We start from the raw sequence: 24,399 nt of genomic DNA on the forward strand, positions 1-24,399 counted from the left end.
TTTGCTTTGACGGTGGCCATTGCGCTCGCGGCCGGCCCGGCCGTTGCCCAGCAAAAACAATCCAAGGCACCCGCGAAAGGGAAGACCTGCACATATGACCAGTGCGTCTCCGTCAACAAGGCGCGTGGCTGGGACAGCAGCGCGGTGAGCCGCTGGTGCAGCGCCAATCCCGGCAAGTGCGATAATTAGGAAAGCGGATTAGCACCCGGGGGCGCGTCTTCTCTGGTGATCCTGCGGGAGGCGGGGATCGGCCATTGATCCCTGCCGCATCGTCTTCTTCAGTTCCGCGGTAAGACACGACTCTATGTCCTGGTTTCTTGGAACCGGCGGCGCGGCCACGCGTAGGTTCTGCATGAGCGAGAACCTGTCCCAACTCATCGAACACACCGTGCAGATCGCCTGGAATTATCTGGAGCGCACGGGACAAATCAGCGACCCCGCATTCACCGGCCGCTTTCTCTCGACGACGGTCGAGGAGATGGTCCGCAACGGCGAGCATCGCCGACTGATGCTGACGAACCGGGCCATCACGGCTTTCGAGCGGCGGTCGAACAAGGCGGCTGCATAGTTCGGCGGTCAGCTTCGGCACCGTCGCATCGCCCGGTGTTGCCTGCGACCCTGCTGACGACAGATTCAAAACGCCGCCATGCCGAGGTGAAAAACCGCCCCCTGGCATGGCCAGGGGCGGTCTTCAAAAATCGGGTTCAGTGACCGGTGCCGGGCTTCGTCGTCTTCGGCGGCTTGCCGCCTTCGACGCGGCCTTCGTTCCTGAGGTCGCGCCCCTCCTGGGCCTTCTTCTGGCTGTCGGGGGACTTGCCGTGCTCGTACAGTTCTTCCTTGACGTAGCCGGCCGCTTCCTTCGCCTTACCTTCGACGCTCATGACATTCTCCTTCGCTGGAGATTTGTCAACGCGCGTCAAAACTGACCGTTCCTGCGTGCCCATCTTTGTGATGCACGCGCAAGATGACCGCGCCGGCTTGCGGGAAGCGGTGCGGGCGATCAGGGCGCCGTCTGCAATCTACGCTGCAATCCGTTGCTCGACGGGGGTCGTCAGCAGCTTGAGCACTTCCGCATGCTCGAGATCGGGAACCGCGATGGCCGTGTGGCTGTACATCACATGGGTCCGCGATCCTGCAATCCTGTCCAGGATCTCGCGGCCCTTGATGACGTGGAGGCCCATGCCTTCGTTGGCCGGGAAGATCGCCAGCACGACGTCGTAAGCCGCGATGACGGCGCGAAGCGCTTCGGCCTTGTCTTCGGCGATGTCGACGAAAACGCGAACATCGGCCGCGAGTTCACGCAGCTCGTCAAAATCCAGCACTGTCAGGTACTCCAACGCAACGATACTGAAGAGAGCTTGGCGGCGTTGGGTTACTGAAGTCTCAACAATGGGAGGCCGAGCCACAAGTTTCACGACGAGGTGAGTCCCTTGGGCGGGATCAACGGGTCACTCGGCGCGAGTTACTTGATGCGATTCACTTGGCGTAGCCCTGGGAGCGGAGCCAGGCGATCTTGCGGTCGCCGTTGATCCAGTCGTCGGCATCTGCCTTGCTGGTGAAGCCCTTGATTTCGCGTGCTTCGCTGTCCGGATAATCCGCCACGATTTTCCACTCGCCGTCTGCGATCCGGACGGTTTTGAAGGTCACTTTTGTTTTTGCCATGCTGCATTATGGGGGAGATGGCGTGAAAAGAGAACCGCCTTGTGGTGGTCCTTATCCCGGCGGCCCGGCACTGACCTTTTGTCACGCCCGATCGGAAGCGCCGCCGGCCCCGGCAAAGGCGAAAGCCCCGCCTGGGGAAAGCGGGGCTCTCTGATGGGGTGAAGCTTGGGGACTTCAAAGAGTTAGACGCCCCAGAGCGAAAATGGTTCAACAGGAAAACGGCCCAGGAAGCGGCCCTTTTCGGACGATCCTCCGGCTCCCCCGCCGAACCCCTGCTTGCGTTTTAGGCCTCGATGGGTTCTAAGCCCCGCACTTCATGACAGTTGGCATGAATCAGAAGCGCGCCTCCGCGGTCCGGCCGCGTCCTCAGCGGAGCATGCTCGCGCGCACCAATTCAAAGGAATTCAGACATGGCGAAGATGACGAAGACCCAATTGATCGATGCTATTGCCGAAGGCACGCAGCTGTCGAAGAACGACGTGAAGTCGGTGATCGAGTACATGGCGACGGTCGGCTACAAGGAGCTCAACGAGTCTGGCGAGTTCGTCATTCCCGGCTTCGTGAAGATGTCGGTGGTGAACAAGCCTGCGACCGAAGCCCGCATGGGCGTCAATCCCTTCACCAAGGAGCCGATGCAGTTCGCGGCGAAGCCGGCGAGCAAGTCGGTGAAGGCCTCGCCGCTCAAGGTGGCCAAGGACTCCGTCTAAGCCGCCAGCGTTTTCGTTGCGGCGGCTTCCTTGCGGGAAGCGCCGCAGCGAGTGCCGGCCGATGCTGAAGAGGGGGGACAGGGAACTCCCGGGCGTTGTAGGCTTTGCTTCCGAAAGGGAGAAAGCACATGGCCGATTTAAGCGAAGAGGACATCCGCAACCGCGCCTATCACCTCTGGACTGCAGCCGGTGAGCCCCCGGGGCGGATGGACACTTTCTGGTACCAGGCCGAGAAGGAGCTTCTCGCCGAGCGGACCGAGCGGGGCCGAGGTGCCGCCGGGGATGACCGACAATCTGCCGGTCTGACGACCCCGTAGCAACCGCCCCCCTGCCATCGCTTCAGCAGCTGAAGAAGGGATGGTGCTCGGCGATCGCAATGCCGAACGTCGTCACGACGCCCCGGCACAAGCCACGGAAAACCCCGGCCGCGCCTCCAAGAAGACCCGCAAAAGAAAAACCCCGCTTTGACCGCGGGGTTCTTCAAGCCGATCGGCCGCGTCGCACAGCCGCCGGCACCACTTCATTCGGCCGGACAACGCAAGACGGAAGAGTTCGTTCCCGCCGCTGCTCCGGCTACACCGACACGTCGATGATCGCGGGCGGGTCGACCTGGCGTTCGCGCCAGACGACGAAATCGCATTTGGGATTGAGCCACTGATATTCGGAGCCGCGCGCTTTCAAATGTGCGAGCGCGGCATCATGTGCAGTGGCCTCGTCCGGCGCTTCGACCATGATCTCCACGGTCTCCTCGATCTGACGCACCACCTCGACGGCGTAGTATTTTTTGGCCACGGTCCCTCGCTCCGGAGGAAGTAACGGGCAGGGCGGCGGTGCGTTCCCGCAAATGCGCGCTCGCTTAGGCTGCCGACGTTCGCAGCAGGCAAGACCGCGAAAAAGAAAAACCCCGCGCTTGCGCACGGGGCTCTTCCAGCTGGCAGCGTTGGGATTTCAGCGCCTGGCCGCCAGCGGTACCCCGAACTTAAGGTTGAAAATCCAAAAAGCAACCGCATCGCCGGGACTGAGCATGTGCGCCAGGTGGGGCGGCCATGTGACCGGGCGCTGAAATTCCCGGCATCGAAAAGCGCCGCGGTGATGCGCCGGTGGATTTTCGCAGGAGGGACTGGACTTTTTGTTCCCATTTTGTTCTAGTCTGGTCATCTCTTGTGGAGGTGACCATGACCGTCGAGAAACAACGCGAAGTCATCAGGCTCTGGAATCAACTCAGGAAGGTCGAAGGCCCCGCCGCCGAAGAGCTGCGCATCCAGATCCTCGAATGCTTTTCGGAGAAGGATTTTTCGGAGAAGGATACGGCGGCGAAACAGGCGGCGTGATCGGGCCTCGCTGGATCTCGACGGCAATCGGCAAGCGTGTCGCAGTCCAGATAGCAGGGACGCGGCGCCGCGCTTTCACCGATCGTTAGGAATCACGCTCCGCTGATTTTTCGACTCCGATTCGTTCTTCGCGAACGAAATGGAGTCGGATGCAGAACAAGCCGTGGCTTCTGTCTCGATGCGGGACGCTTGCTCCAAACCTGCACCGTGATGCTTCGCACGGTCCCGTCTTCTCGTCCTCGTTACGCAATGAGGCCAGGCAAGCGGGACTTGAAGAGCAAGAACGGAGAGCGAGATGGATCCGTGCTGGTTTCTCGTCGAGATCGCAAAAGTGTTCTGGTACGACAGGCATCCGCGCCTTCGCAAAGCCAGACCGTCGGTGCCGCAAGTGCCGCAGCCATCACCGCGGCCCAGCGACACGGAGTAATCGCGGGCTTGTCGCGACGCCAGGTGCTTTGCGGCGTTCGCCGGCAGCATTCGTTTGCAGGCGAACGAATTGTTAAGCGTTGCGTCGGGCCGATTTCCTGGATTCCGATTCGTTCTTTGAGAACGAAATGCAGGCGAAGCTGGAACAAACCCGGCCGATGGCGGGCCCCGACTTTGGCGCGACGTTGCTGCCGCGCCTGTGAGGATCGGACGACGCCTTGCCCAGCTCCTAACGGAAGCTTGCCGGGAAGCCGATAACCCTATTCGGTTAGGTTAAAAGCCCAATCGCGTTGCACCTGGCGCGGGTTGGGATAGGTGTGTCTGGCAAGAGACCAAACGATTTTGCCAAGAAGACAATTTGCCAAGAAAACTTTCAAGGCAGCTTTCATGACACCTTTTTCAGAACCGTCGTTTTATCAGGGTGACCGCCACACCTACCGGCGCGTCGCCGTCGTCGGCACGCTGTTCTGTCTCGCTTTCGTGGTGATCAGCTTTTCGCTGCGGCCGCAGCTCGAGGACACCCGCGTCGCGGTCAAGGCCGACAGGCTGGTGCGCACGGCAGGCCAGGCGCCGCACGCGAACTAAAGCGCGATGAAATTGGGATGAATCGTCATCGCGCTTGAGGTTCTTGTTTGAGTATGATCTTTTCGGAAAACCGCTTCGCACTTTTCCGGATCACGCTCTAGCGTTCGTCGCCATGAATACGATTGTGGATGCGATTGTCTGCGGAGGTCTCGCAGCACGCGGTGCCGTGGGTCGCGAGCGCGACGAAGCCGGCATAGCCGGACAGATTGACCAAAATTTCGAGCCAAACGGGCATGTCGCGCCTCTTGTCGTGATGGCAAGCTCAACGCGCGCCCGCCGCGCACGTTCCCCGAACCGACGCAAGGGCGCCTCCAAAGGCCGCCTAAAGCGGAGATGAGGGGTCGAGCTTCCGGCCCAGGGTGGCGACGGATTTGCTGGACGGCTGCTCTTTCAGGAACTCGGCGATGGCCCGCGCCAGTTCGCCGTCGCTCATCGGCATCGGCGGCGGCCGCAACGCGCCGACACCGAAATTGCGGACGATCTCGTCGTAATGTTGGTCGCGCGATTTTGGAACGAGCCTGCGGATACGGGCCAGCAACGCGGATATCGGCAATGTCTCCTCCTCGGCATCGGCCCCGTCTGGCAGCAATGGTCGGCGGCTGCCATTGCTTCACCGTGAAACCAAAACCCCCGCCAGCACCGCGGAGATGCTGACGGGGTCTTCGTGCTGTTGCCTCAACCGGATGGCGGAGGCTTCCGCACTTGAAGATGCAATTTGCCGAACGCGCTTTCGTTCCCTGCGTTTCGACATTTTTTCGACGGCCCGGGTTCCGCGCCCGCGCAACCATCGCAGTCGGGGCGCGTTGTCCCTGCGAGATGCGAAGGAGGAGAGTTTAAATGATGAAGAAGACACTGGCAGTTCTGGCTACCGTTGCAGCCGTCGGCGTGACCGCGGTTGCGGCCCCTGCGCCGGCCGAGGCGCGCGGTCGCGGCATCGGTCCGGGCCTTGCGTTCGGCCTCGCCGCCGGCGCGATCACCGCGGGCGCGGTTGCCGCGTCCCATCCTTATGGCTACGGCTACGGCCCGGGATACGGCTACTATGGCCGTCCCGCCTACGCTTACGGCCCCGGCCCGTACGCCTATTACGGCGACGGACCGTACTATCGCCGCCACCACTATTACCGTCACTGGTAACGGCCGAAGAGTAACGGCGGAACAAATGAAAAGCCCGGAGCAACGCTCCGGGCTTTTTTCACGCGTATTGATCCCGGTGGATTACGGCCAGAGCGAGGGCCGCTCCACCTTGCGCGCATTGTCGAGCGTCGAGACGAAATATTCGTCGCGCTCGCGCTTGAATTTTTCCTGCGTGGCACGGAAGGCGGCGACACGGGCGGCGATCTCTTCGCGTTCGCGGATCTTGCGTTGTTCGTCTTCGGTCATGTCAAATCCCCTCTACACGTGAGTATGTGCACTGCTGAACTCAAGCACTGCCGCCGCAATCACGTTGAGTCGCGTCAACACATGCATTGGCGCTTCTGATTGGGGCGTCAATGGGGAGGCGGCATTGCAGGATTGTGATAAGCGAAGGTCGGAAAAAATTGCCGACCACGTCTTGCGCCGCGGTGGATAAGAGCGTCAACAATCTTGTCACTTGCGCGCATTGCAGCTAGCGCACGAACACATCGGGAGGCCGCGTTGATTGCATCGGACCTTCGCAGCGGCGTTGAACGGCTCGGCGACATGATCGCCGAAGCGAAACGGATCGTGCCGTTCACCGGCGCCGGCATCTCGACCGAATGCGGCATTCCCGACTTCCGCTCGCCCGGCGGAATTTGGACACGCAACCGCCCGATCCCGTTCGACGAATTCGTCGCCAGCCAGTCAGCACGCGACGAATCCTGGCGCCGGCGCTTCGCGATGGAGGAGGTGTTTGCGGCGGCGAGGCCCGGACGCGGCCATCGCGCGCTGGCTTCGCTCTACCGCGCCGGCAAGGTTCCCGCCATCATCACCCAGAACATCGACAATCTGCATCAGGCTTCGGGCGTTGCGGGCGACCACGTGATCGAGCTCCACGGCAACACCACTCATGCGCGCTGCATCGGATGCGGGCAGGGTTATCCGCTCGACTGGGTCAAGCGCCGTTTCGAGGATGAGGGCGCTGCGCCCAACTGTACCGCGTGCGACGAGCCGGTGAAGACCGCGACGATCTCGTTCGGCCAGATGATGCCCGAGGATGAAATGTTGCGTGCGACCGCGCTGTCGCAGGCCTGCGACCTCTTCATCGCGATCGGTTCCTCGCTGGTGGTATGGCCGGCGGCGGGCTTTCCGATGATGGCGAAGAACTCAGGTGCACGTCTGGTGATCATCAACCGCGAGCCGACCGAGCAGGACGACATCGCCGACCTCGTGATCCGCCACGACATTGGCGAAACGCTCGGGCCCTTTGTCGGAAATTGAGGCATCAATTTGATTCGCGGCTGTGCAAGCTGTTCATAGGTTCCGGCGAATCTCTTTTTTGTCTATGCCTCGCAACCGGGAGTGTTATCTTTTGAGTCGAAAGATTCGCGTCGCGTCGAGTTGGGAAGACATTCTCAAGATTCTCCAAAGACGCGTGATTCGACGCCGCCATTCAGGCGGGTTGCATGGAATGTGTGGGGTCCGGGGTTATGGGGTCGTCGGACGGATTTGAGTCCAAGAAGGTCGGAGTTCCCGCGGTGGGCGATCACGGCGGTGGTCGCGACAGCGCGCTCAGTCCCTTCACCGGGCTTGGTGAGGGCAGCGCCAACCTCGTCGAGGTTCACGGCGTCATCAAATGGTTCGACGCCTCGAAGGGTTACGGCTTCATCGTTCCGGACAATGGCTGGCCGGACGTCCTCCTGCACGTTACCGTGCTTAGGCGCGACGGGTTCCAGACCGCCTACGAGGGCGCCCGCATCGTCGTCGAGTGCATCCAGCGCGCCAAGGGCTACCAGGCCTTCCGCGTGGTCTCGATGGACGAATCGACCGCGATCCATCCGGCGCAGATGCTGCCGCCGCGCACCCATGTCACGGTCACCGCGACCAGCGGGCTGGAGCGGGCCCAGGTGAAATGGTTCAACCGGCTGCGCGGTTTCGGCTTCCTGACCTGCGGCGAGGGGACACCCGACATCTTCGTGCACATGGAGACGCTGCGCCGCTTCGGCATGACCGAACTGCGGCCTGGCCAGTATGTCCTGGTCCGCTTCGGGCCCGGCTCCAAGGGCATGATGGCGGCCGAGATCCATCCTGAGACGGGATCGCCGGTTTCCTCCCACTAGCTCGCCAATTCCCGCAATCGTGAGCAGAGGCGCGCTGGCCGGCCGGCGCGCCTCTGGCTTTTCCGGCGACCGCCACGTATGGACTGGTCAGTCCCACGCCTCGAGAGCTATCCATGAATTTCGATCGAAAGGCCGCCTTCGCCATTGCGAAGGGCTGGCTTGCCGTCATCCTGGTCATCGCCGGCACGGCCGTCGCCGGCGCCGCCAGCTTCCAGCCGCTCGAGATCGTCACCAGGAACGGTGTGCAGGTGTTCTCGGTCGAGATGGCGACGACGGAGGAGGAGAAGCAGACCGGCCTGATGTACCGCAAGGAACTGGCGGACGGCAAAGGCATGCTGTTCGACTTCAATCCCGAGCAGGAAGTGTCGATGTGGATGAAGAACACCTATGTCTCGCTCGACATGATCTTCATCCGCGCCGACGGCCGCATCCTGCGCATCGCCGAAAGCACCGAGCCGTTGTCGACCAAGATCATCTCGTCCCGGGGGCCCGCGCGGGCCGTGCTGGAGGTGGTGGCGGGGACGGCGCAGAAATACGGCATCCGCGTCGGCGACCGCGTCGGCCACCCGCTGTTCGGCGGCAAATAGGGCCGGCGGCGAGGGCGCTGCGAGCCTTGCTGGCGCGTTTAGGAAGCTTGCTGGCGCTTTGGGAAGCGTGTATCGACGGGGCTCGCCGGACATTCGGGGTATAGCGCAGCCTGGTAGCGCGGCAGTTTTGGGTACTGCAGGTCGTTGGTTCGAATCCAGCTGCCCCGACCAGTCCCGACCTGATGCTTCGGGCCTTTGGGACGCCTCAGAACCACAGCCAACCGGCGAGGCGCCAGGCGACCCAGGCGAGGGCGCAGATCCAGCCCAGCATGACGATCCCGGCGACGCCGAGCCCGCAGAGTGCGAACAGCGAGCTTCCGGCGTCCGGCACCTCGGAGAGTTTCTCGGTCGTATCAACCTGGCTCACAGCGTCCCCCTGCCTTGCGGCCTGCTCTTCGTTGGTCTCTGCGCATTCGCTAAAATTCACTGGCCGCGCTCCAGCTCACACGGACGTGAGACGGTTGGCTGTCCCTGCAGGCGCGCATGCGTTGATGGAGCATGCCTTCGGATGCACGGACAGGTGGGAAAAAGCTGCAACACGCTGCGCAGTAAAAGGTTGCCGGCGGGTCGGCCGGAAATGCGCAGCAAAGGAATTTTTCGCGTCTCCTGCGCCTGCTTGGCGGGCCCGCTGCGTTGAAAGAGGACAAGGCGCGCCATCGCGCTGCGCCCGTGTTTCCCCGAGCGAGGTCTCGATGTCGGTCAGTGCGATTGCTTCAACCAGTGCGTCGGTGACGACGGCCCCGTCGACCGCGGCGACGACGTCCTCCGCGGCTTCATCGACATCGGCGACGTCGTCCTCGACATCGGCCACGTCGTCCGCGCAATCGGCGAGCGGAAGCTCGGGATCGGGAGGCGGTGGCGGCTCGGCCAAGAGCATCGTCAGCGAGGTCTCCACCACCATTGGCGGCATCACCACCACGACGATCACCTATTCCGACGGCACGACCGAGGTCCAGACCTCGACCAGCGCGCAAGGCAGTCAGGATCAGCAGGCGGGGCAGACCTACAACGCCCAGGGCACGATCGGCGCCAGTGCCCCGGCTGCGTCCAGCGCCAGCGCAAGCACCGGCGCAAACACGGACGTCTGAGCGAAGCTGAGCGCCGGCCAGGGCACGCGGCTTGCTGCGCTTCCAGGAACTCCGGCAAACCGATGCCCGAAGCCTCCTAAGCCTCGACGCTCATCCTCTGCACAGCGCTACTTCTGCGCGATTTTTCAAGGCATTGGGGCGGAGCGGCGGGCGCAGAATTCGAAAACTTCATCGAACCTTTGGGCGTCGCCATAGACAAATGAGTGTTGGGGATTTCAGCGCCCAATGCCTAAACGGACGCCGCCAAGCGATGATATTACGCTTGCGCGGCGTTGCGCTTTTCGAGCGAGGCGAAGAGCGGTTCGCGTCGACAAGACGCTTCAAGCCAAAAATCCAGTGCTTCGGTTCTGATGCAATCAGATCCGATCATGCTCCGGTGATCAGTTCGTGGCGTACCAGCCGAATGGAAACGGCAGGAACGGCCAGACCAATTGATTGTCGTTGGCGGCCTTCGGCGGCGTCTTTGCGAGCGGCGCATGCGGGGTCGATCGCAGCGCCAGGCGCAGACATGCACATTGCAAATACATTGTGGTCGCCCCAGCCCGTCAATATTTTTCAAAATTCGTGTCGGCTAAAAAATCACCGCGCGCCCTCAAAACGGCGCGCTCATTCTCAAATCGTGCATCCAGTGTAGAAAAATTGGCGCCGGCTTACAACCGGTCTCGCCGCTCGGCCACAACAAGTAAGGTTGATCGGTTAGGTTAAGGGCGAGCGGTTGTTGCGGCCGCTTCGGCGGCTGTTATCAGATCGTTCCGGCTCGCGCGATGGGCTGCCTGAAATCTGTGCTCACACGAGATCACGGTTCGTCGCGGCGCTCGTATCTTGTGAGTTCTGCATCATGTCTTTCGATCGCAACGTCCGAACCGTCGGCCAGCAGTCGAGCTGGACCGAGATTTGGCACCTCTGGACCGTGATCGTGCCGCGCCGCTCGATCAACGGGCAGCTCGTGGTCGGCAAGGTCTGGCGCCGCCACGACGGCCGCGACTGGATCTACAAGAAGTTTACCGAGTACGACAGCGAAGCCGCCTGAAGGAAAGATCGTCATCCCGCTTTCAGGTTGGTGCCTGCACGCGCGGCAGCGGCACTTTGAAGTGACGTTTCGCGTAGGCGATGATTTCGTTGTCGGAGGGATGATCGGCCGCTTCCACTGCGGCAATCCGCTTGGCGACATCGGGAGCATGGGCGCGAATGTGACTGGCAAGTTCGGTCTTCGCGCTCGCCGGGCCGATGATCAGGACTTCGCCGGCATCGGCGAGGGCTTTGGTCACATCAGCGTAGAACGTCTTGTCGGGTGCGGCATGGCCGCTGCCGGTCACATTGGCCTTGTGATGGAGATGACGCGTCGCCAGTTGCGGATGCAGCGTGATTTCGTCGGAGCCGCTCAGGCCGAGATGGAAGATCCGGGCTTGCGAGTGGTCGATCCACACCACGGCGTGAAAATGAGAGGGCATGTGCTTTGGCCTTGTCCGAGGAAGCCGCCGACATCGGTGCGGCGATACGAGTCGCAGCAACACTAGGTCGGCCGGTGCCGGCTTTGGTTGACGCAGGTCAACCCGATCTCGGATGAACGGCCGAACCGACAGGGGCATCGAAACGGCACGCCCGGACGTTCCCGGTTCAGGCGGCCTTCGCGGCAGCCGGCTTGGGCGGCGGCGGTTTCAGCGGCTTGTCCTGCTTCTTCGACCACGAGATGTAATAGGCCACCGTCGTCATGATCGCGATGCCGGCGACGCTGACGAAGATCTGCGCGAACAGCGAGCCCGAGCTCATCGACAGCTCGAAATGCCCGACGAAGGACAGGAACACGCCGACGCAGAACACGGCGAGCGACTGCTGGCCGCACACGATCACCGGATCGAATATCCTCCACTCCAGGCCCGGCCAATCCTTGGGCAGGAAGCGGATCACCAGGATCACGATCACGACGAAGTGGATGAAGCGGTAGGGCGCCAGGTTGGTCTTGTCGTTCGGGTTGAAGGCCGAGAACAGCCATTCCGGGAACATGCCGCCGAGGGTCGGGAAGCGGCCGGCCATGGTCATGAGCAGCGCGAAGGCGAGATAGCCAAGGCAAAGCCACAGCGTGATCGGCGAGTTGATCACCGCCCCTGACCGCTGCGCACCGCCCATGGCGCACCAGGCGCCGAACACGAACAGCACCTGCCAGCAATACGGATTGAAGTACCACTGGCCGGCCGGGTAGGCGTTCAGATTCCAGCCGAAGTGGCGCGCAGAGAGCCACAGCACGATCGACAGCGCCATCGTTAAATCGGGCTTGCGCAGCATGAACCACAGCACCGGCGGAAACAGGCCCATCAGCACGATGTAGAGCGGCAGCACGTCGAGATTGAGCGGCTTGAAGCGCAGGAACAGGCCCTGGCGCAGCGTCTCGGTGGCGTTGTCGACGAGGCCGGCGACATTGAACTCGTTGATCATCTCGGAATCGCCGAAGCGCAGCGCCAGATAGCTGATCGAGGCGATGTAGATCACGAACAGGATGATGTGGGCGACATAGAGCTGCCAGACCCGCTTGGTCAGCCTCGTGGCGCCGACGAGAAAGCCGCGCTCCAGCATCATCCGCGCATAGACGAAGGTGGCGGTGTAGCCGGAGATGAAGACGAACAGGTCGGCGGCGTCGGAAAAGCCGTAATTGCGGGTGGTGATCCAGTTCACTACGTTGTCCGGGATATGGTCGAGGAAGATCGCCCAGTTTGCGACGCCGCGAAACAGGTCGAGCCTGAGGTCACGGCCCTTTTCCGGGAGCGTGGCGTTGATGTTCAGGAAGGACATGCGACGGAAGCTTTCGGAGGGGACGGATACGCTGATGTCGGCGAGGCAGGTCCGCCGGGCGGGATCCCGGCGCGGAAGGCGGGTACGCAATTGTCACGGTGCAGCATAATGACTATACCCATAAGCAGGGCGCCCGGGAGCCGGAATCACTGAACAGTTCCTGAAAGGCGTCTCTATACTATGCCCGCGGTTTCCACCAACTGCCACCGTGACGCATCGAAATCGAACGAAAAGACGAAGAGGCCCGGACGACCATGACCGCACGCATTTTCAAGCCCGCCAAGAACGCGATGCAATCCGGCCGGTCCAAGACCAAGGAATGGCAGCTCGACTACGAGCCCGAGCAGCCGCGTGCGGTCGAGCCGCTGATGGGCTGGACCTCGTCCGGCGACATGAAGCAGCAGATCACGCTGCGCTTCCACAGCAAGGACGAGGCTGTCGCCTATTGCGAACGCAAGGGCATCGCCTACCAGGTGATCGAGCCGCAGGAATCGGTGCGACGCCCGGCCGCCTATGCCGACAATTTCTCGTTCCGTCGCGGCGAGCCCTGGACGCATTGAGGGGCGGCACATTCTGTCGGCACGTCATGCCCGGGCTTGTCCCGGGTATTCGCGTTTTGGGAGCGGTGCTCCTGACAGCGAAAGGTTGACGGACCAGCGCGGCCTGCATGGTTCGAGACGCCCGCTTTGGCGGGCTCCTCAACATGAGGGTCAGAAATCTCGCTGCGCAACGCGACCTTATCCTGAGGGCCCGGCCCCGCTATTCCAGCCCTGTGCGCGCCCAAGGTGGTTGGCACGAATTCCGCCGCGTGCTTCGCTGCCCGCCCTCAAGGGCTATGACGAGGTGGGCTATGGCGGGGCGTGACCAGCTCGACGGTGTCGATCTGAAGATACTCTCCGAGCTTCAGCAGGACGGGCGGGTTCGCAACAACGAGCTGGCGCTTCGCGTCGGTGTGTCCGGGCCCAACTGCGTGCGGCGGCTGAAATCGCTGTTCAGCCGCGGCGTGATCCGGGCGGTGCGCGCGGTCATCGACGAGCGGCTGCTCGGCTATGAGGTGGTGTCGTTCGTCTCGATCCAGCTCGGCAGCCAGGCCCAGCCGGTGCTGGAGGCGTTCGAGAACTCGATCGCAGCGATCCCGCGCATCCAGCAGTGCTGGCGGATTTCGGGCGACACCGACTACCTCCTGAAATGCGTGGCGCCGAGCGTCGAGAGCATGCGCCAGCAGCTGCTGCATTTCGCCGCGATGCCGAACGTCAAGAACGTTCGCAGCTTCCCTGTGCTGGGGGTGGCGAAAGATGTGCCGCTGCCGTTGCAGGGCATCATGGCGGCGTCGGCAGGATAGCGGCGCGCTCGCTCGCCTCACCGATACCTGCCGCGAAACTCGCTCGGCGAGGTGCCGGTCCAGGTGCGGAAGGCGCGGGAAAAGCTCTTTTCGTTGCGGAAGCCGGCGATCTCCGCGATCCGCTTGATCGGGGTGCGGCCGCGCATCAATTCCTGTTTGGCGAGCTCGAACTTTGCCTCCTCCTTGAGACCGCGCAGCGATGTCGCTTCCTCGCGCAGGCGCCGGTGCATGGTGCGGGTGGAGAGGGCCAGCTCGCTCGCGACGTCCTCGGCGCCGAGGCTGCGTCCGCGCGCATTGCGCAGCACGCGGCGGACGCGCTCGACCAGCAGCCGGTCGCGGCGGTAGGGCAGCACGGTCAACCGCAACGCGCCCTTGAGCATGTTGTCGAGATCGGCCGCGCTGCGGGTGAGCGGCAGCGAGAGATAATGCTTGTCGAAGACGATGCGGGCGCGGTCCGCATCGAAGCTCAGGTTCCTGCAAAAGATGGTCGGATAGACCGAGACATGGCCGGGCTCGGCATGCGGGAATTCCGCCGTGCGAAGCGCGATCCTGGAATCGACCGCCCAGCAGGAGAAGCCGAGCACGTAGCGGAGCAGGGTGACCAGGCAGAACTCGCGTAGAGGCCCGAGGTCGCGCAGCTCCCTAATCGACACGACCGCGGTTTCCTCGTCGATCGAAAGATCGAGCAGCACGTCCTCCGTCAGCAGGCGATGATGCCGGCACCAGCGCCTGAGCGCGACTTCCAGCGTTGGCGCCGTGATCGAGGCGCGGCACAGCATGCCGTAGGTGCCGAAGGGCAGCCGGCGCGAGAACCAGCCGAGCGCCTCGTCGTCGAGCTCGCGCATGGCATGGCCCGCCAGCGCCTCGAACTGGGCCGCCGTGACCCGCCCATCCGGAGAATTGACAAGGTCTGGCGTTACCTGGCCCCGGCTCAGCGCCTCCGCGGGATCGCGGCCATATCGCTCATAGGCGGCAACCACGCCGCGCACGAAGGCGGCGGGGGTCACGGCGCGGCGCGGGATTGCGGTGGCGGCTTGAAAAGGCATCGAAACTCCCCAGGGAAAATCCTCGCCAAGTTTGGCGGAAAATGCAACCTTTTCGACCGCAAGAGGGCCAAGACCCCGCTAGGTTCGGTGACCAAAATACGGAGGAATCGCCGTGAACATCCCGAGCATCGATTTCGATCTGGGCGAAGACGTCAGCATGCTGCGCGACACGTTGCGCGCCTTCGTGGAGGCGGAGATCGCCCCGCGCGCCGCCGAGATCGAGAAGGCCAATCTGTTCCCGGCCGACCTCTGGAAGCGCCTTGGCGACCTTGGCCTGCTCGGCATGACCGCGCCGGAGCAATATGGCGGCTCGAACATGGGCTATCTCGCTCATATCGTCGCCATGGAGGAGATTTCACGCGGCTCCGCGGCCGTGGGGCTGTCCTACGGCGCCCATTCCAACCTCTGCGTCAACCAGATCCGCCGCAACGGCAACGACGCGCAGCGCGAGCGCTATCTGCCAAAGCTGATTTCCGGTGATTACGTCGGCGCGCTGGCGATGTCCGAGCCGGGCGCCGGCTCCGACGTCGTCTCGATGAAGCTGCGCGCCGACAAGCGCGGCGACCGCTACGTGCTCAACGGCTCCAAGATGTGGATTACCAATGGCGGCGATGCCGACGTGCTGGTCGTCTATGCCAAGACCGATCCGGCGGCGGGACCGCGCGGCATGACCGCCTTCCTCATCGAGAAGGGTTTCAAGGGGTTCACCCACGGCCAGCATCTCGACAAGCTCGGCATGCGCGGCTCCAACACCTATCCCTTGTTCTTCGACGAATGCGAGGTGCCGGAGGAGAACGTGCTCGGCAAGGTGGGGGAGGGCGTCAAGGTGCTGATGTCGGGCCTCGACTACGAGCGCACAGTCCTGTCGGGTGGCCCGCTCGGGATCATGGCGGCCTGCATGGACGCGGTGGTGCCCTACATGCACGAGCGCAAGCAGTTCGGCCAGCCGATCGGCGACTTCCAGCTCATGCAGGGCAAGCTTGCCGACATGTACGCGACGTGGCAGGCCACGCGCGCCTATGTCTACGCGGTGGGAAAGGCCTGCGACCGCTCCAACCATGCGCGGACGCTGCGCAAGGACGCTGCGGCTGCGATCCTCTATTCCGCGGAGAAGGCGACGTGGATGGCGGGCGAGGCGATCCAGGCGCTCGGCGGCGTCGGCTATACGTCCGAATTTCCGGTCGGACGTCTCTGGCGCGACGCCAAGCTCTACGAGATCGGCGCCGGCACCTCGGAGGTGCGCCGCATGCTGATCGGCCGCGAACTGATGGCCGAGACGGCTTAAGCCTTCACGCAATTGGAATTGCCGCGAAATGGGTCCAACCTGTTCGCGGCCCTCACCAGATCACCAGAAAACGCGGGACCTCCATGCCGCTCCATTCCAGCATCGACACGTCTTCATCGGACTTTGCGCGCAATTCCGAGGCCATGCGCACCCTTGTCGCGGACCTGCGCGAAAAATTGAGCCAGGTCGCCGGTGGCGGCGGCGAGACTTCGCGCAACCGCCACACCTCGCGCGGCAAGATGCTGGCGCGCGAGCGGGTCGACCTGCTGGTCGATCCCGGGACCTCGTTCCTGGAGCTGTCGCCGCTCGCGGCCTATGGCCTCTATGGCGGCGACGTGCATTCGGCGAGCGTCGTCACCGGAGTGGGGCGCATCTCGGGCCGCGAATGCGTGATCGTCGCCAACGACGCCACCATTAAGGGCGGCACCTATTATCCCATGACGGTGAAGAAGCATCTGCGTGCGCAGGATATCGCGCGGCAGAACAACCTTCCTTGCGTCTACATGGTCGATTCCGGCGGCGCCTTCCTGCCGCTGCAGGACGAGATCTTTCCTGACGAGCGCCATTTCGGCCGGATCTTCTACAATCAGGCGCAGATGTCTTCGCAGGGCATTCCGCAGATCGCGATCGTGATGGGCTCCTGCACGGCCGGCGGCGCCTATGTCCCCGCGATGTCGGACGAGAGCATCATCGTGCGCAATCAAGGCACCATCTTCCTAGGCGGCCCGCCGCTGGTGAAGGCTGCAACCGGCGAGGTCGTCACCGCGGAAGAGCTCGGCGGCGCCGACGTGCATTCGCGCCAGTCGGGCGTGACCGATCACTACGCCCAGAACGACGCCCATGCGATCGGCATCGCCCGGCGCATCGTGGGTACGCTCAAGCCGTCGACGCGGCCAAACCTCAACATGCATCCGACGCGCGATCCGCTGTTTGCGGCGGAGGAGATCTATGGCGTGGTGCCCGTTGACGGCAGAAAACCGTTCGACGTGCGCGACATCATCGCACGGCTCGTCGACGGCTCCGAGTTCGACGAGTTCAAGAAGCTCTACGGCACGACGCTGGTCTGCGGCTTCGCCCACATCTGGGGCTACCCGGTCGGCATCATCGCCAACAACGGCATTCTGTTCAGCGAGAGCTCGCTGAAGGGCGCGCATTTCATCGAGCTGTGCTGCCAGCGCGGCATTCCGCTGGTGTTCCTGCAGAACATCACCGGCTTCATGGTCGGCAAGAAATACGAGGCCGGCGGCATCGCGCGCGACGGAGCGAAACTCGTGACGGCGGTCGCGACCGCCTCGGTGCCGAAATTCACCGTCGTGATCGGCGGCTCTTATGGCGCCGGCAATTACGGCATGTGCGGCCGCGCCTATTCACCGCGTTTCCTGTGGATGTGGCCGAACGCGCGCATCTCGGTGATGGGCGGCGAGCAGGCCTCGATGGTGCTGAGCCAGGTCCGCCGCGACAATATCGAGGCCAAGGGCGATAGCTGGTCGAAGGAAGACGAAGAGACGTTCCGCAGCCCGATCCGCGCGCAATACGAGAGCCAGGGGCATCCGTATTATGCGACCGCGCGGCTGTGGGACGATGGCGTGATCGACCCGGCCGACACCCGCCTCGTGCTCGGCCTTGGCCTCTCGGCGGCGTCGAATGCGCCGATCGAGCCGACGACATTCGGCCTGTTCAGGATGTGATGCGATGGACCGCTCAAAGCTCTACCGCCGTTTTCGCACGCTCCTGATCGCCAATCGCGGCGAGATCGCCTGCCGCGTCATCCGCACCGCCCGCGCCATGGGCCTGCGCACCGTCGCGGTCTATTCCGAGGCCGACCGCGACGCGATGCATGTCGCGCTCGCGGATGAGGCCGTGCTGCTCGGGCCCGCGCGGGCCCGTGACAGCTATCTCAATGTCGAGCGGCTGATCGACGCCGCGAAGAAGACCGGCGCGGAGGCCGTGCACCCCGGCTACGGCTTCCTGTCCGAGAATGCGGAGTTTGCGCAAGGCTGCTTCGATGCGGGCCTGGTCTTCGTCGGCCCGACCGCCGGGATGATGAATGCGATGGGCTCGAAGTCCGGCTCCAAGGCCCTGATGGAAAAGGCGGGCGTGCCGCTGGTGCCCGGCTATCACGGCGAGGCCCAGGACGAGGCGACGCTGGCAAAGGCGGCCGAGAAGGCCGGCTTCCCCGTACTCGTGAAGGCGTCGGCCGGCGGCGGCGGCCGCGGCATGCGGATCGTGCGGTCGGCCGATGAGCTTGCGCCTGCGATCGTCAGCGCCAAGCGCGAGGCCAAGGCCGCGTTCGGCGACGACCGCATGCTGATCGAGAAATATGTCGACAATCCCCGGCATATCGAGGTGCAGGTGATCGGCGACAGCCACGGCAATCTGTTGTCGCTGTTCGAGCGCGAATGCACGCTGCAGCGCCGGCACCAGAAGGTGATCGAGGAGGCGCCGTCGCCGACGCTCAATGCTGCCCAGCGCGAGGCCGTCTGCGCCGCCGCGCGAAAAGCGGCGGGCGCCGTGAATTATGTCGGCGCCGGCACCATCGAGTTCGTCTCCGACGGCAAGGACGTGTTCTTCATTGAGATGAACACCCGCCTCCAGGTCGAGCATCCCGTGACCGAGCTGATCACCGGGATCGATCTCGTCGAATGGCAGTTGCGCGTCGCCTTCGGCGAGGCGTTGCCGCTGAAGCAGGACGAGATCAGGCTCAACGGCCATGCCGTCGAGGCGCGCGTCTACGCTGAGAACCCAACGAAGAACTTCATGCCTTCGGTCGGAAAAATTTCGACATGGCGCTTGCCGGCGGAAGGCGGCGGCCTGCGCATCGACGCTGGTTATGGCGAGGGCGATGCCGTCTCGCCTTACTACGACGCCATGCTGGCAAAGATGATCGCGTGGGCGCCGACGCGGGACGTCGCGATCGAGCGGTTGAACCGCGGGCTGGAAGAGTCCGACGTCCGCGGCATCGTCACCAACATCCCGTTCCTGTCCGCGCTGATGACGCATCCGAAGGTGAGGGCGAACGCGATCGACACCGGCTTCATCGAGCGCGAGCTGGCGGTCCTGACACAGGCCTCGCCGGCGCCTGGCGAGCTCGAGTTCTGCGCCGCGGTGGCCGCCGTCATCAACGACGAGCGGCAGGCCGCTCAAGGAGACGCGGATTCGCCGTGGCAGACCTTTGGCTGGATGCCGGTCGGCCGCCGCCAGCGCAGCTTTTCCTTCCGTGTCGGGCACGGGCCCGAACAGAAGGTTGCGCTGAACTACGGCAGCGGACCGTCGACGCTGGTGATCGGCGAACGGGAGCTTGCCTTTGCAGTCGTGCCCAAGGACGGCGGCTTCGACCTGACGCTCGACGGCGTCAGATCGTCGGTCACAGCCGTGATCGACGGCCATGAGCTCTATTTGCGCACGCGCAACGGCCGGTTCGACCTGCATTGGGTCGACCCGTTCGGCGGCGAGAGCGAGGAGTATGTCGGCGAAGACAAGATCGCAGCTCCATTGCCGGGCACGGTCGTCGCCGTGCTGGCCGAGGAGGGCGCCAGGCTCGACAAGGGTGCGCCGATCCTCACCCTGGAAGTGATGAAGATGGAGCAGACGCTGCGGGCGCCCTATGCCGGCGTGCTGAAGTCCATCAAGTGCAAGGTCGGCGATATCGTGCAGGAGGGTGTCGAGCTCGCCGTGGTCGAGCCTTCCGGAGAGTGACATGAGCGATCCCGTCCGCATCATCGAAATGGGGCCGCGCGACGGCCTCCAGAACGAGAAGACGCCCGTCAGCGTCGAGGTCCGCATCGCCTTCATCGAGGCGCTGGTTGCGGCCGGGCTTGACACCGTCGAGGTCGGAGCCTTCGTCTCGCCGAAGGCGATCCCGCAGATGGCGAGCTCGGATGCCGTGCTGCGCGGCGTTGCCCACGTGAAGGGCGCCGAATTTCACGTGCTGGTGCCGAACGAGAAGGGCTACGACGCCGCGCGCGCCGCGGGCGCGAAAGTGGTCTCCGTGTTCGCTGCGGCCTCAGAGGGCTTTTCGCGGGCCAACATCAATTGCACGGTCGCCGAATCCATCGAGCGGTTCAAGCCGGTGCTCGCGCGCGCCAGGGCCGATGGCGTGCCGGTCCGCGGCTATATCTCCTGCGTGCTGGGCTGCCCGTTCGACGGCGAGATCAAACCGACGGCGGTGGCCGATCTCGCGAAGACGCTGTGGGAGCTCGGCTGCTACGAGATCTCACTCGGCGACACCATCGGCGTCGGCACGCCGACCAGGGCCAAGGAGATGCTGCGCGCGGTTGCCTCCAACATTCCCGCGACAAAACTCGCGATGCATTTCCACGACACCTACGGCCAGGCCCTTGCCAATCTCTACGCCGGCCTGGAGCAGGGCGTCCGCGTCATCGACGCCGCCGCCGGCGGCCTCGGCGGGTGCCCCTACGCGCCGGGCGCGACCGGCAACGTCGCCACCGAGGACGTCGTCTACATGCTCGAAGGCATGGGCGTCAGGACCGGCGTGGACATGGACCGGCTGCTGGCGGCGACCAACGAGATCGGCGGCGTGCTGGGCAAGCCGCCCGTGAGCCGCGTGGCGTCCGCACTGAATGCGAAGCGGAAGCGGGCTGTTTCCTAGCCCTCGTCATTGCGAGCGTAGCGAAGCAATCCAGAATCCCACTGCAGAAAGAACCCTGGATTGCTTCGCCACGCTCGCAATGGCGGCGGAGATGGCGTCACCTGCTCCCGTCCGGCCCCATCACCAGATCCGGCAGCGCGGTCGAGATTCCCGGCACGAAGCAGAGCAGCAGCACCGCGAGCATCATCAGCAGGACGAACGGCAGCGTGCCCCAGATCACCTCGCTGAGCGGGATGTCGGGCGCGACGTTGCGGATGACGAAGATGTTGAGGCCGACGGGCGGATGGATCAGGCCCATCTCCATCACGATGGTCATGACTACGCCGAACCAGATGATGTCGAAATTGGCGGCGCGCAGCGGCGGCAGGATGATCGGCGCGGTCATGAGAATGATCGAGACTGGCGGCAGGAAGAACCCGAGCACGACGACCATGACGAGGATCGCGAACAGCAACTCCCAGCGCGGCAGGTGCATCGCGACGATGGATTCGGCGACCGATTGCGAGATGTGCAGATAGCTCATCACGTAGGAATAGAGCAGCGACATGCCGATGATCATCATCAGCATGGTCGATTCCCGGATCGTCGATTTCATGATCGGGGCGAGGTCGCTCGGCCGCCACACGCTGTAGATGGCGGCGATCAGCGCCAGCGCGAGCAGGCCGCCGAGGCCGGCGGTCTCCGACGGCGTGGCGTAGCCGCCATAGAGCGCGATCATGACGCCGGTCAGCAGCAGCACGAAGGGTATCACGCGCGGCAGCACGCTGAAGCGTTCGGCCAGAGTGTACTCGTCGCGGGCAAGGATCGCAGCCTCTGGTCCGCCGTTCTTGTAGATCGCTTCGGCCGCGGCATATTCGCGGCGGAAGCGGATCACGGCATAGGCGCCGAACAGGGAGACCAGCAGCAGGCCGGGGCCGATGCCGGCGAGGAAGAGCCGCCCGAGCGATTTTTCCGCCGCGACCGCAAACAGGATCATGGTGATCGACGGCGGCAGCAGGATGCCGAGCGTGCCGCCGGCGGCGATGATGCCGGCAGCAAAGCCGCCGGAATAACCGCGCTTGCGCATCTCGGGGATGCCGGCCGAGCCGATTGCCGAGCAAGTCGCGGGCGAGGAGCCGGCCATCGCGGCAAACAGCGCGCAGGCGAATACGTTGGCGACGCCGAGCCCACCGGGCACGCGATGCAGCCAGGCGTGCAGCGCCGAATAGAGATCCTGGCCAGCGCGCGACTTGCCGATCGCCGCGCCCTTCAGGATGAAGAGCGGGATCGACAGCAGCGTGATCGAGGCCATCTCCTCGTAGACGTTCTGCGTCACCGTATCGAGAGAGGCTGATGGCATGTAGATGCCCATGAACACGACCGCGACCGCGCCGAGTGCGAACGCGATCGGCATGCCCGAAAACATCGCGACCAGCGTCGCAATCCCGTAAGCGAGGCCGATACCGAAAACGCTCATGAACGCCGGGCTCCTGCGAACGGCAGCGCAAGCTGCACGAGGATCTGAACGCAGAGCAGGCTCATGCCGAGCGCCATCAACGAATAGGGGATGGCCAGCGGCGGCGACCACATCGAGTTCGAGACCTGGCCGTCGACATAGGCTTCATGCGCCAGCGTCCAGGACTTCCAGGCAAAGAAGGCGCAGAACAGGAACGTTACGGCATCGACCAGCCAGAGCCTGATCCGGTTCGCCAGCGGCGAGAGCAGACCGACAAAGGCCTCGATGCCGATATGGCCGCGGTTCTGCTGCACATAGGCGGCCGTCATGAAGGTGGCGCCGACCAGGAGAAACACCGCGGCCTCGTCCTGCCAGTAATTGGCGGCCTTGAACAAGGCGCGGCTGAGCACGCTGTAGCTCAGGATGGCGCAGGCCCCGACCAGCGCGATCGCGGCGAACACGACGATGATGCTGTTGAGGATGGCGAGACCGCGATCGACCGCCGCCGCAAGGCCTGTCCTTGCGGCAGCGTTCGCGTGTACGTCACGATCCGGAAGCGGACCGTGGCTCATGCCGCGACGTCGATGGCGAGCTTGAGCAGGTTCGCCGCGGTCGCGGTCTTGGCGCCGTAGTCCTTCCACGCCGTGTCGCGGGCGATGTCGCGCCACTTGCCGACGGTCGCGGCATCGAGCGCCGAGACCTTGGCGCCGGCCTTCTCGTAGACCTTGGCGACCTCGATGTCGTCGTCCTGTGCGCCCTTGCGGCCGAAGGCTTCGAGCTCGGTGCCGACCGCGAGCAGGATGTCCTGCTGGTTCTTCGGCAGCTTGTCGAAGATCGCCTTCGACATCATCAGCGGCTCGAGCATGAACCAGTAGGATGCGCCGGCCCCTGAGGTCAGCGACTTCGCGACCTCTTCCAGCCGGAACGAGATCAGGCTGGTCGAGGAGGTGATGCCGGCATCACAGGCGCCGGTCTGCATCGCCGCGTAGATTTCGTTCGAAGGCACCGACAGCACCGAGGCGCCGGCGGTCTGCAGCACCATGTCCATCTCGCGCGAGCCGCCACGTACCTTGAGGCCCTTGGCGTCTTCCGGCGCGACGATCGGCTTGGAACGGCTGGCGACGCCACCGGCCTGCCACACCCAGGTGAGCAGGATGATGCCCTTGTCGGCGAGGAAGTCGGTCAGCGCCTTGCCGACCGGTTCCTTCTTCCAGCGCATGCCCTGGTCGTAGGTGGTCACGAGGCCCGGCATCAGGCCGATATTGGTCTCCGGCAATTCGCCGCCGGCGTAGGGCATCGGATAGAGGCTGATGTCGAGTGCGCCTTTGCGCATCGCGGAGAACTGCGCGTTGGTCTTGATCAGCGAGGAGTTCGGATAGATCTCTGCAGCGAGATCGCCATTGCTCCGCTTGGCGATCTCGGCGGCGAACATGCGGCAGAGCCGGTCGCGGAAATCGCCCTTGTCGATCGTGCCGCCTGGAAACTGGTGCGATATTTTCAGCGTGGTCGCGGCATGCGCGGTGCCGGTGCCGAAGCGGAGAATTGCGGGTGCGGCGACGGCGGTCGCGATCAGGTGACGGCGCGTGAGCATGGTGTGATCCCCTTGGACGGTTTTTTTGTTGGATGTTGATTTGAATAGGTCATGAGACCGGCGCAGAGGCCTATCCTAGCCGGTCTTTCACCCGAACTTCTCTCATCTGATAGTTCGAGACCGAATGCCGCGGCAAGTCCCGGCCTTGCTGCGCTGCACACGTCTGATCGCGTCGGAAACACGAAACTCCTCCGATCGATGGACGGCAGCCGGCAAGCAGAAATTCATCGGCGACGGCGTAACAACGCCGCGTGTCGATCCGTCGAGTCTGGATAGCGGCGTCCGTCGCTGACAAACATCATCTCGAAGGGAAGATCACTCATGACCATTCGCACCCGCATCGCGCTCGGCGTCTCGGCTGCCGCTCTCTCGCTTGGCCTCGCGCTGTCGCCGGCCGCCTTTGCTCAGGACAAGATGGGCAAGGACGACGGCATGATGAAGAAGGACACCATGGCCAAGGACGGCATGAAGAAGGACACCATGTCCAAGGACGACGGCATGAAGAAGGACCACATGTCGAAGGACGGGATGAAGAAGGACGACGGGATGATGAAGAAGAACTGATCTTCTACCATCCTCGAGGCCGTCTGCGAGAGGCAGACGCGCGTTCGCGAAGCTCCGGAGGCGGTCGCGTGGACCGCCCCGAAGTGATGTCTCAGTTCAAATTCAATTGAACATTACT

General features: G+C 63.7%; 34 protein-coding genes and 1 tRNA gene. 20 read left to right on the plus strand and 15 right to left on the minus strand.

Annotated features, from left to right (window positions below; translation table 11 throughout):
* Together OC450_RS13950 and OC450_RS13955 are read left to right on the plus strand one after the other, a co-directional pair.
* The coding region (locus OC450_RS13950) for a hypothetical protein (RefSeq protein WP_262048079.1) at positions 1-189 on the plus strand (189 nt) is incomplete at its 5' end.
* Positions 190-304: 115 nt separating this feature from the next.
* Positions 305-568, plus strand: a complete 264-nt coding sequence (locus OC450_RS13955) for a hypothetical protein (RefSeq protein ID WP_262048080.1) — start codon at positions 305-307, stop codon at positions 566-568.
* A gap of 136 nt (positions 569-704) precedes the next feature.
* On the opposite strand, the gene OC450_RS13960 is transcribed toward OC450_RS13955, so the two are convergent.
* From OC450_RS13960 to OC450_RS13970, 3 genes are all read right to left on the minus strand, one after another.
* The gene (locus tag OC450_RS13960; RefSeq protein WP_262048081.1) at positions 705-881 is read right to left on the minus strand and encodes a hypothetical protein; all 177 of its coding nucleotides are present in this window, start codon (positions 879-881) and stop codon (positions 705-707) included.
* A 138-nt stretch (positions 882-1,019) separates the two neighbouring features.
* Entirely contained in the window at positions 1,020-1,322 is a 303-nt protein-coding gene (locus tag OC450_RS13965) for a hypothetical protein (protein WP_262048082.1), read from the minus strand.
* A 154-nt stretch (positions 1,323-1,476) separates the two neighbouring features.
* Entirely contained in the window at positions 1,477-1,662 is a 186-nt protein-coding gene (locus OC450_RS13970; RefSeq protein ID WP_211385734.1) for a hypothetical protein, read from the minus strand.
* A 410-nt stretch (positions 1,663-2,072) separates the two neighbouring features.
* Between OC450_RS13970 and OC450_RS13975 the strand changes: the two genes are divergently transcribed.
* Positions 2,073-2,369: an HU family DNA-binding protein gene (locus tag OC450_RS13975; protein WP_007591377.1), complete on the plus strand. Its 297-nt coding sequence runs from the start codon at positions 2,073-2,075 to the stop codon at positions 2,367-2,369.
* A 128-nt stretch (positions 2,370-2,497) separates the two neighbouring features.
* Complete coding sequence (locus OC450_RS13980) at positions 2,498-2,686, plus strand: DUF2934 domain-containing protein (RefSeq protein WP_372703278.1); 189 nt, start codon at positions 2,498-2,500, stop codon at positions 2,684-2,686.
* A gap of 256 nt (positions 2,687-2,942) precedes the next feature.
* Here the strand turns inward: OC450_RS13980 and OC450_RS13985 are convergent, their stop codons facing one another.
* Positions 2,943-3,161 (minus strand): hypothetical protein, encoded by a 219-nt coding sequence (locus tag OC450_RS13985; protein ID WP_211385735.1) that lies wholly within the window; start codon positions 3,159-3,161, stop codon positions 2,943-2,945.
* A 383-nt stretch (positions 3,162-3,544) separates the two neighbouring features.
* Between OC450_RS13985 and OC450_RS13990 the strand changes: the two genes are divergently transcribed.
* Positions 3,545-3,700: a hypothetical protein gene (locus tag OC450_RS13990; protein ID WP_211385736.1), complete on the plus strand. Its 156-nt coding sequence runs from the start codon at positions 3,545-3,547 to the stop codon at positions 3,698-3,700.
* Between the two features lie 813 nt (positions 3,701-4,513).
* Positions 4,514-4,711, plus strand: a complete 198-nt coding sequence (locus tag OC450_RS13995) for a hypothetical protein (RefSeq protein ID WP_256808110.1) — start codon at positions 4,514-4,516, stop codon at positions 4,709-4,711.
* Between the two features lie 97 nt (positions 4,712-4,808).
* Here the strand turns inward: OC450_RS13995 and OC450_RS14000 are convergent, their stop codons facing one another.
* Positions 4,809-4,946 carry a hypothetical protein gene (locus OC450_RS14000; protein WP_211385738.1) on the minus strand — a complete coding sequence of 46 codons (138 nt, stop codon included), beginning with the start codon at positions 4,944-4,946 and terminating at the stop codon, positions 4,809-4,811.
* Positions 4,947-5,033: 87 nt separating this feature from the next.
* Positions 5,034-5,264 carry a hypothetical protein gene (locus tag OC450_RS14005; protein WP_211385739.1) on the minus strand — a complete coding sequence of 77 codons (231 nt, stop codon included), beginning with the start codon at positions 5,262-5,264 and terminating at the stop codon, positions 5,034-5,036.
* A gap of 287 nt (positions 5,265-5,551) precedes the next feature.
* Here OC450_RS14005 and OC450_RS14010 point away from each other — a divergent pair, with 287 nt between their 5' ends.
* Positions 5,552-5,845, plus strand: coding sequence for a hypothetical protein (locus OC450_RS14010; RefSeq protein WP_211385820.1), 294 nt, complete (start codon positions 5,552-5,554; stop codon positions 5,843-5,845).
* 81 nt (positions 5,846-5,926) lie between these two features.
* Here OC450_RS14010 and OC450_RS14015 read toward each other — a convergent pair whose 3' ends face one another.
* Positions 5,927-6,091 (minus strand): hypothetical protein, encoded by a 165-nt coding sequence (locus tag OC450_RS14015; protein WP_007610153.1) that lies wholly within the window; start codon positions 6,089-6,091, stop codon positions 5,927-5,929.
* 255 nt (positions 6,092-6,346) lie between these two features.
* Here OC450_RS14015 and OC450_RS14020 point away from each other — a divergent pair, with 255 nt between their 5' ends.
* The 4 genes from OC450_RS14020 (at position 6,347) to OC450_RS14035 (ending at position 8,705) form a co-directional block, all read left to right on the plus strand.
* Entirely contained in the window at positions 6,347-7,108 is a 762-nt protein-coding gene (locus OC450_RS14020; RefSeq protein ID WP_262048083.1) for an SIR2 family NAD-dependent protein deacylase, read from the plus strand.
* A 209-nt stretch (positions 7,109-7,317) separates the two neighbouring features.
* On the plus strand, positions 7,318-7,947 hold the full coding sequence (locus OC450_RS14025; RefSeq protein WP_211385741.1) for a cold-shock protein: 630 nt from the start codon (positions 7,318-7,320) through the stop codon (positions 7,945-7,947).
* A 113-nt stretch (positions 7,948-8,060) separates the two neighbouring features.
* Entirely contained in the window at positions 8,061-8,534 is a 474-nt protein-coding gene (locus OC450_RS14030) for a DUF192 domain-containing protein (RefSeq protein WP_211385742.1), read from the plus strand.
* A 94-nt stretch (positions 8,535-8,628) separates the two neighbouring features.
* Positions 8,629-8,705, plus strand: a tRNA-Pro gene (locus OC450_RS14035).
* A 34-nt stretch (positions 8,706-8,739) separates the two neighbouring features.
* Here the strand turns inward: OC450_RS14035 and OC450_RS14040 are convergent.
* Entirely contained in the window at positions 8,740-8,901 is a 162-nt protein-coding gene (locus OC450_RS14040) for an RNA-binding protein (protein WP_256808117.1), read from the minus strand.
* A 325-nt stretch (positions 8,902-9,226) separates the two neighbouring features.
* Between OC450_RS14040 and OC450_RS14045 the strand changes: the two genes are divergently transcribed.
* Positions 9,227-9,622 (plus strand): hypothetical protein, encoded by a 396-nt coding sequence (locus tag OC450_RS14045; protein ID WP_262048084.1) that lies wholly within the window; start codon positions 9,227-9,229, stop codon positions 9,620-9,622.
* 380 nt (positions 9,623-10,002) lie between these two features.
* On the opposite strand, the gene OC450_RS14050 is transcribed toward OC450_RS14045, so the two are convergent.
* On the minus strand, positions 10,003-10,149 hold the full coding sequence (locus OC450_RS14050; protein ID WP_211385745.1) for a hypothetical protein: 147 nt from the start codon (positions 10,147-10,149) through the stop codon (positions 10,003-10,005).
* Positions 10,150-10,460: 311 nt separating this feature from the next.
* Between OC450_RS14050 and OC450_RS14055 the strand changes: the two genes are divergently transcribed.
* The gene (locus OC450_RS14055; RefSeq protein WP_211385746.1) at positions 10,461-10,652 is read left to right on the plus strand and encodes a hypothetical protein; all 192 of its coding nucleotides are present in this window, start codon (positions 10,461-10,463) and stop codon (positions 10,650-10,652) included.
* Positions 10,653-10,674: 22 nt separating this feature from the next.
* On the opposite strand, the gene OC450_RS14060 is transcribed toward OC450_RS14055, so the two are convergent.
* Together OC450_RS14060 and OC450_RS14065 are read right to left on the minus strand one after the other, a co-directional pair.
* Entirely contained in the window at positions 10,675-11,073 is a 399-nt protein-coding gene (locus tag OC450_RS14060; RefSeq protein ID WP_211385747.1) for a translational machinery protein, read from the minus strand.
* A gap of 166 nt (positions 11,074-11,239) precedes the next feature.
* The gene (locus OC450_RS14065; protein WP_256808121.1) at positions 11,240-12,409 is read right to left on the minus strand and encodes an OpgC domain-containing protein; all 1,170 of its coding nucleotides are present in this window, start codon (positions 12,407-12,409) and stop codon (positions 11,240-11,242) included.
* Positions 12,410-12,663: 254 nt separating this feature from the next.
* Between OC450_RS14065 and OC450_RS14070 the strand changes: the two genes are divergently transcribed.
* Positions 12,664-12,969: an ETC complex I subunit gene (locus OC450_RS14070; RefSeq protein WP_211385749.1), complete on the plus strand. Its 306-nt coding sequence runs from the start codon at positions 12,664-12,666 to the stop codon at positions 12,967-12,969.
* 290 nt (positions 12,970-13,259) lie between these two features.
* Positions 13,260-13,751 carry an Lrp/AsnC family transcriptional regulator gene (locus OC450_RS14075; RefSeq protein WP_211385750.1) on the plus strand — a complete coding sequence of 164 codons (492 nt, stop codon included), beginning with the start codon at positions 13,260-13,262 and terminating at the stop codon, positions 13,749-13,751.
* Positions 13,752-13,768: 17 nt separating this feature from the next.
* Here OC450_RS14075 and OC450_RS14080 read toward each other — a convergent pair whose 3' ends face one another.
* Positions 13,769-14,797 carry an AraC family transcriptional regulator gene (locus OC450_RS14080; protein ID WP_211385751.1) on the minus strand — a complete coding sequence of 343 codons (1,029 nt, stop codon included), beginning with the start codon at positions 14,795-14,797 and terminating at the stop codon, positions 13,769-13,771.
* A gap of 112 nt (positions 14,798-14,909) precedes the next feature.
* Between OC450_RS14080 and OC450_RS14085 the strand changes: the two genes are divergently transcribed.
* From OC450_RS14085 to OC450_RS14100, 4 genes are all read left to right on the plus strand, one after another.
* Positions 14,910-16,082 (plus strand): isovaleryl-CoA dehydrogenase, encoded by a 1,173-nt coding sequence (locus tag OC450_RS14085; protein ID WP_211385752.1) that lies wholly within the window; start codon positions 14,910-14,912, stop codon positions 16,080-16,082.
* Between the two features lie 83 nt (positions 16,083-16,165).
* Positions 16,166-17,770 carry a carboxyl transferase domain-containing protein gene (locus OC450_RS14090; protein ID WP_211385753.1) on the plus strand — a complete coding sequence of 535 codons (1,605 nt, stop codon included), beginning with the start codon at positions 16,166-16,168 and terminating at the stop codon, positions 17,768-17,770.
* Between the two features lie 4 nt (positions 17,771-17,774).
* Positions 17,775-19,778, plus strand: coding sequence for an acetyl/propionyl/methylcrotonyl-CoA carboxylase subunit alpha (locus tag OC450_RS14095; protein WP_262048085.1), 2,004 nt, complete (start codon positions 17,775-17,777; stop codon positions 19,776-19,778).
* 1 nt (position 19,779) lies between these two features.
* Positions 19,780-20,691, plus strand: a complete 912-nt coding sequence (locus tag OC450_RS14100; protein WP_256808128.1) for a hydroxymethylglutaryl-CoA lyase — start codon at positions 19,780-19,782, stop codon at positions 20,689-20,691.
* Positions 20,692-20,788: 97 nt separating this feature from the next.
* Here the strand turns inward: OC450_RS14100 and OC450_RS14105 are convergent, their stop codons facing one another.
* From OC450_RS14105 to dctP, 3 genes are read right to left on the minus strand one after another with little or no spacing between them, the layout of a single operon-like run.
* Positions 20,789-22,147, minus strand: coding sequence for a TRAP transporter large permease (locus tag OC450_RS14105; protein ID WP_211385756.1), 1,359 nt, complete (start codon positions 22,145-22,147; stop codon positions 20,789-20,791).
* The gene (locus tag OC450_RS14110) at positions 22,144-22,698 is read right to left on the minus strand and encodes a TRAP transporter small permease (RefSeq protein ID WP_211385757.1); all 555 of its coding nucleotides are present in this window, start codon (positions 22,696-22,698) and stop codon (positions 22,144-22,146) included. The genes OC450_RS14105 and OC450_RS14110 overlap by 4 nt, the downstream gene beginning before the upstream one ends.
* Positions 22,695-23,717, minus strand: coding sequence for a TRAP transporter substrate-binding protein DctP (gene dctP / locus OC450_RS14115; RefSeq protein ID WP_211385758.1), 1,023 nt, complete (start codon positions 23,715-23,717; stop codon positions 22,695-22,697). The genes OC450_RS14110 and dctP overlap by 4 nt, the downstream gene beginning before the upstream one ends.
* A 321-nt stretch (positions 23,718-24,038) precedes the next feature.
* On the opposite strand from dctP, the gene OC450_RS14120 reads away from it, so the two are divergent.
* Entirely contained in the window at positions 24,039-24,281 is a 243-nt protein-coding gene (locus OC450_RS14120) for a pentapeptide MXKDX repeat protein (RefSeq protein ID WP_256808129.1), read from the plus strand.
* Positions 24,282-24,399 lie beyond the last annotated feature (118 nt).

This window comes from Bradyrhizobium sp. Bra78 (assembly GCF_024519855.1).
Taxonomy (GTDB): domain Bacteria; phylum Pseudomonadota; class Alphaproteobacteria; order Rhizobiales; family Xanthobacteraceae; genus Bradyrhizobium; species Bradyrhizobium japonicum_G.